Annotated in this window: 5 protein-coding genes and 1 pseudogene; 2 read left to right on the forward strand and 4 right to left on the reverse strand. The window is 59.5% G+C overall.

The window, feature by feature from the left end; genetic code table 11:
* Positions 1-269: 269 nt before the first annotated feature.
* From JKA62_RS08655 to JKA62_RS08665, 3 genes are all read right to left on the reverse strand, one after another.
* On the reverse strand, positions 270-851 hold the full coding sequence (locus JKA62_RS08655; protein ID WP_201817361.1) for an IMPACT family protein: 582 nt from the start codon (positions 849-851) through the stop codon (positions 270-272).
* A gap of 8 nt (positions 852-859) precedes the next feature.
* Entirely contained in the window at positions 860-1,510 is a 651-nt protein-coding gene (locus tag JKA62_RS08660) for a TetR/AcrR family transcriptional regulator (protein ID WP_201817362.1), read from the reverse strand.
* A gap of 95 nt (positions 1,511-1,605) precedes the next feature.
* Positions 1,606-2,526, reverse strand: a complete 921-nt coding sequence (locus JKA62_RS08665; protein WP_007958517.1) for a LysR family transcriptional regulator — start codon at positions 2,524-2,526, stop codon at positions 1,606-1,608.
* Between the two features lie 139 nt (positions 2,527-2,665).
* Between JKA62_RS08665 and JKA62_RS08670 the strand changes: the two genes are divergently transcribed.
* A complete protein-coding gene (locus JKA62_RS08670) occupies positions 2,666-4,015 on the forward strand; it encodes an aspartate aminotransferase family protein (RefSeq protein WP_011332325.1) in 1,350 nt (449 codons plus the stop codon).
* A 76-nt stretch (positions 4,016-4,091) separates the two neighbouring features.
* Positions 4,092-5,585, forward strand: coding sequence for a CoA-acylating methylmalonate-semialdehyde dehydrogenase (locus JKA62_RS08675; protein WP_011332326.1), 1,494 nt, complete (start codon positions 4,092-4,094; stop codon positions 5,583-5,585).
* A 202-nt stretch (positions 5,586-5,787) separates the two neighbouring features.
* Here JKA62_RS08675 and JKA62_RS28905 read toward each other — a convergent pair.
* Positions 5,788-6,000 (reverse strand): annotated as a pseudogene (locus JKA62_RS28905) (hypothetical protein); the annotation flags it as partial.

The following is a 6,000-nucleotide window of genomic DNA, read 5'->3' on the forward strand; positions in this document are numbered from 1 at the left end:
CCACAGTATTTGTGCGCAAGAAAAAATCCCGGGCATAAGCACTGGCGGGCTTTCTTCTAAAGGCGATAAACAACGCTAAGCGATTGTTTTTACGTGAAATTGTTCATTGTGATGGGCGATTGGACGAAAAGTGAGCAAATCCCGCAAAGCCACGTGACAGAAGGGTTACAGCCTCCTGTGCTCAGGTTATCCACAGCCGGGTGCACAGCGGATGTGGGCAAGTCTCGGGTATAAGCAAATCGGCTTGTGCCCTAAAACATGGCGGGGCTTCAACGCTGCAGCAGGATTCGCCCACGGCTCAGATCGGCCAACTGAGTTTGCAACAACTCGATGTGCGCTTCGCCCACGGCCAGTTGCAATTCGACGCCGTTGGCGGTGAAGTTTTCTTCCACCACCAGTCCGCCCAGGTCCGCGACCCGCAGCTTTACCAGCGCCAGTTCGCCAAAGGCGCAGGCGCAATGCACGGGCACGCGGCTGATCAACTCGATCTTCGGCGCGGCTTGCAGGCACTTGTTGGCGCCGCCGCCATAGGCCCGGGCCAGGCCGCCGGTGCCCAGCTGAATGCCGCCGTACCAGCGGATCACCAGCACCGCGACCTGATCGCAGTCCTGCGCTTCGATGGCTGCGAGGATCGGCCGCCCGGCACTGCCACCGGGTTCGCCGTCGTCGTTGCTGCGGTACTGATCGCCGAGTTTCCACGCCCAGCAATTGTGCGAAGCGTTCAAGTCGCTGTGCTGCTCGATGAAGGCTTGCGCCTCAGCGGGGCTGGTGATCGGCGCGGCGAAGGTGATGAAGCGGCTTTTGCGAATCTCTTCGCGGAATTCGCAAAAGCCCCTGTGGGTGTATGGCATAAAACGACTTATATAGAAGAAGTGAGGCCGCAGCCTTTGAGGATGATGCGGATCAGGTTGTTGCCGGCGTCTTCCATATCCTGTTTGGTCAACTTGCTGCGACCGGTCACCCGGCAGATCTGGGTGGCGAAGTCGGCGTAATGCTGGGTGCTGCCCCACAACAGGAAGATCAGGTGCACCGGGTCGACCGGGTCCATCTTGCCCGCGTCGATCCAGGCCTGGAACACGCCGGCGCGGCCCTGGAACCAGGCGCGGTAATCCTGATTGAAATATTCGGTCAGGCATTCGCCGCCGCTGATCACTTCCATCGCGAAGATCCGCGACGCTTGCGGCTGGCGACGGGAGAATTCCATTTTCGCGCGGATGTAGCGGGTCAGCGCTTCGGCCGGATCGTCCTTGGCCGTCAGGGTATTGAAGGTGCTGTCCCACAATTGAAGGATGTTGCTCAGCACCGCCACGTACAACCCGAGCTTGTTGGTGAAGTAGTAATGCAGGTTCGCCTTGGGCAGTCCGGCCTTGGTGGCGATGGTGTTCATGCTTGTGCCTTTGTACCCGTGACGGGCGAACTCGTCTTCGGCGGCTTTGATGATGGTCTCTTCGTTCTTCTGACGAATGCGGCTGGCGGGTTTGCCGCCGTGGGCTGGGACTTCAAAGGTCATAGGCACTTCCGGGTTTGTCTGTGGGGTGCAACCAGTTGCGTTGATAGCGCAACCACCGGCGCGGGACAAGCCCCGGGCGAATAAAACCCCGGTCGTCAGCGGGTGGCGGCGAGGCTTTCGAGAAAACTTTCCAGTACCAGATGAGGGCGACGGCCCTTGCGGGTAACCGAGGCAAGGCTCAAATCATAGAAGCGGGTACTGGCCTTGAGCGCGCGCAAGCGACCTTGTTGAACCCAGAGACTGGCATAGTGATCCGGCAAATAGCCGATGTAACGCCCGGTCAGAATCAGGAACGCCATGCCTTCACGGTCGGATGCGCTGGCGGTGCAATTGAGCGCCTGATAGTGCGCCTGGATCTCCGCTGGCAAACGGAAGGTCGGGGCGATGGCGTCCTGGCTGTTGAGGCGCTCGTCATCCAACTGTTTATCGTCAACGTAAAACAACGGATGACCAACTGCGCAGTAGAGCAACGAGCGCTCGCTGTACAACGGCTGATATTCCAGTCCCGACAATGCGCTGGCCTGCGGCACCACGCCGACATGCAGGCGGCCGTCGAGCACACCTTGTTCGACTTCGTTGGGGGCGATCATGCGGATCTGGATTTGCACGTCTGGCCCGCGTTCCTTCAATTGGGCCAATGCGTGGGTGATGCGCATGTGGGGCAGGGTGACGAGGTTGTCAGTCAGGCCGATGATCAACTCGCCGCGCAAGTGCTGGTGCAGGCCATTGACCTCGGTGCGGAAACTTTCCAGTGCACTTAGTAGCTGCAACGCCGATTGATAGACCTCGCGGCCTTCTTCGGTCAGGGAGAAACCGGCGCGCCCGCGTTGGCACAGACGCAGGCCGAGACGTTGTTCCAGATCACTCATCTGCTGGCTGATCGCCGAGCGACCGATGCCGAGTACGGTTTCCGCCGCCGAGAAGCCACCGCACTCCACCACGCTGCGAAAAATCCGCAGCAGGCGAATGTCAAAGTCACTGACCTGGGCCAGCGGATCGGGGCGGCGGCTGCTCATACTGTTGTTCTCATTGTTTAGCAGAGTTCTAACTGAAGGTTAGAAGAGTTGAATTTCAACGACTTTATCCCCGTGGCAATTTAGCTGCAACAACGCTTTCTATCGCTCTGAAGCTTATTGCCCTGCGAGGTTTTGCCCGATGAACATGCCTGAAAACGCGCCGTCGCCACTGGCCAGCCAACTGAAGCTGGACGCGCACTGGATGCCGTACACCGCCAACCGCAACTTCCAGCGCGACCCGCGTCTGATCGTCGGTGCCGAAGGCAGCTGGCTGATCGACGACAAGGGCCGCAAGGTGTACGACTCGCTGTCCGGTCTGTGGACCTGCGGCGCCGGGCATACCCGCAAGGAAATCCAGGAAGCGGTGGCCAAACAGTTGGGCACCCTCGATTACTCGCCGGGCTTCCAGTACGGCCACCCGCTGTCGTTCCAGCTGGCGGAGAAAATCACCGACCTGACGCCGGGCAACCTGAATCACGTGTTCTTCACCGACTCCGGTTCCGAGTGCGCCGATACCGCGGTGAAAATGGTCCGTGCTTACTGGCGCCTGAAAGGCCAGTCGACCAAGACCAAGATGATCGGCCGCGCCCGTGGCTATCACGGTGTGAACATCGCCGGCACCAGCCTTGGCGGCGTCAACGGCAACCGCAAGCTGTTCGGTCAGGCGATGATGGATGTCGATCACCTGCCGCACACTTTGCTGGCGAGCAATGCTTTCTCCCGTGGCATGCCGGAGCAGGGTGGTATCGCCCTGGCCGATGAGCTGCTGAAGCTGATCGAACTGCACGATGCGTCGAACATCGCAGCGGTGTTCGTTGAGCCTATGGCGGGTTCCGCTGGCGTGCTGGTTCCACCACAGGGCTACCTCAAGCGTCTGCGTGAAATCTGCGATCAACACAACATCCTGCTGGTGTTCGACGAAGTGATCACCGGCTTCGGCCGTACCGGCACCATGTTCGGCGCCACCACCTTCGGCGTGACCCCGGACCTGATGTGCATCGCCAAGCAAGTCACCAACGGCGCGATCCCTATGGGCGCGGTGATTGCCAGCTCCGAGATCTACCAGACCTTCATGAACCAGCCGACCCCGGAATACGCCGTTGAATTCCCGCACGGCTACACCTACTCGGCACACCCGGTGGCTTGCGCCGCGGGCCTGGCGGCACTCGACCTGCTGCAAAAGGAAAACCTGGTGCAGAGCGTGGCCGAAGTCGCACCGCATTTCGAAAATGCCCTGCATGGTCTGAAAGGCGCGAAGAACGTCATCGACATTCGTAACTTCGGCCTGGCCGGTGCGATCCAGATTGCGGGCCGTGACGGCGACGCCATCGTGCGTCCGTTCGAAGCCGGTATGGCGCTGTGGAAAGCCGGGTTCTACGTGCGCTTCGGTGGCGACACCCTGCAGTTCGGCCCAACCTTCAACAGCAAGCCGCAGGACCTTGATCGTCTGTTCGACGCGGTCGGCGAAGTGCTGAACAAGCTCGACTGATTTTCCTTCTATATAGATAAGCCAATGGCAGGCGCCCCTTGCGGGCGTCTGCGCACAAGAATTCAGGAGTTCCCCGATGAGCGTTATCCCGCATTTGATCAATGGCGAACTGGTGACCGAGAACGGTCGCGCGGTCGATGTGTTCAACCCGTCCACCGGTCAGGCTATCCACAAGCTGCCGCTGGCCAGCCGCGAAACCATCCAGCACGCCATCGATGCCGCCAAGGCTGCGTTCCCGGCCTGGCGCAATACGCCACCGGCCAAACGTGCCCAGGTGATGTTCCGTTTCAAGCAACTGCTGGAGCAGAACGAAGCACGCATCGCGCAGTTGATCAGCGAAGAACACGGCAAGACCCTGGAAGATGCTGCCGGTGAACTGAAGCGCGGTATCGAGAACGTCGAGTTCGCCTGCGCAGCGCCGGAAATCCTCAAGGGCGAGTACAGCCGCAACGTCGGCCCGAACATCGATGCGTGGTCGGACTTCCAGCCGCTGGGCGTGGTGGCCGGCATTACGCCGTTCAACTTCCCGGCGATGGTGCCGCTGTGGATGTATCCGTTGGCGATCGTCTGCGGCAACTGCTTCATCCTCAAACCCTCCGAGCGTGATCCGAGCTCGACCCTGCTGATCGCACAACTGTTGCTGGAAGCCGGTCTGCCGAAAGGCGTGCTGAGCGTCGTGCACGGTGACAAGACTGCGGTAGACGCGCTGATCGAAGCGCCGGAAGTCAAAGCGCTGAGCTTTGTGGGTTCGACACCGATTGCCGAGTACATCTATGCGGAAGGCACCAAACGCGGCAAGCGCGTGCAGGCCTTGGGCGGCGCGAAGAACCACGCGGTGCTGATGCCGGATGCGGATCTGGACAACGCGGTCAGCGCACTGATGGGCGCGGCTTACGGTTCCTGCGGCGAACGCTGCATGGCGATTTCGGTGGCCGTGTGTGTGGGCGATCAGGTGGCGGACGCACTGGTGGCCAAACTGGTTCCTCAGATCAAGGCGCTGAAAATCGGTGCCGGCACTTCGTGTGGTCTGGACATGGGGCCTCTGGTGACCGGTCAGGCGCGCGACAAGGTCAGCGGTTATGTGGAGGACGGCGTGGCGGCGGGTGCGACCCTGGTGGTCGACGGTCGTGGTCTGAGCGTTGCCGGTCATGAAGAAGGCTTCTTCCTCGGTGGTTGCCTGTTCGACAACGTCACTCCTGAAATGCGCATCTATAAAGAAGAGATCTTCGGGCCGGTGCTGTGCGTGGTCCGGGTGAACAGCCTGGAAGAGGCGATGCAACTGATCAACGATCACGAATACGGCAACGGCACCTGCATCTTTACCCGTGACGGTGAGGCGGCACGCCTGTTCTGCGACGAGATCGAAGTCGGCATGGTCGGCGTCAACGTTCCATTGCCGGTGCCGGTGGCTTACCACAGCTTCGGCGGCTGGAAGCGTTCGTTGTTCGGCGACTTGCATGCCTACGGTCCGGATGGCGTGCGCTTTTACACCCGTCGCAAGGCGATCACCCAGCGCTGGCCGCAGCGTGCGAGCCATGAAGCTTCGCAGTTTGCATTCCCTAGCTTGTAAGTAGAAAGGCAGTGCAAAGAAGGCCGACCTTTCAAGGTCGGCCTTCGCGTTTCAGGGCTTTTTTGACCGATATGACAGAATTGTGAAAATAAGGGTTGACGGCAGATTCTGAGTCTCTATAATTCGCCCCACTTCCGGCGCAGTCGAAACGGAAAACTCCTTGAGATTCAATGAGTTAAATAAGTTTCGAGCGTGGGCCGCTTCAGTTCATCGAAGCCTGGAAGGAGTTGGAAGTTCCGGTTTTTTTGGGTGCTTTCAACGGTTCGATCTTCTCGGTCGAAAGCGGAGAAAAGAGGTGTTGACAGCAGCGTGTAACGCTGTAGAATTCGCCTCCCGCTAACGAGAGATCGGAAGCGCAAGTGGTTGAAGTTGTTGAAGAAATCTTCGAAAACTTCTGAAAATAATCACTTGACAG

Source organism: Pseudomonas sp. B7, assembly GCF_016735645.1.
Lineage (GTDB): Bacteria > Pseudomonadota > Gammaproteobacteria > Pseudomonadales > Pseudomonadaceae > Aquipseudomonas > Aquipseudomonas glycinae.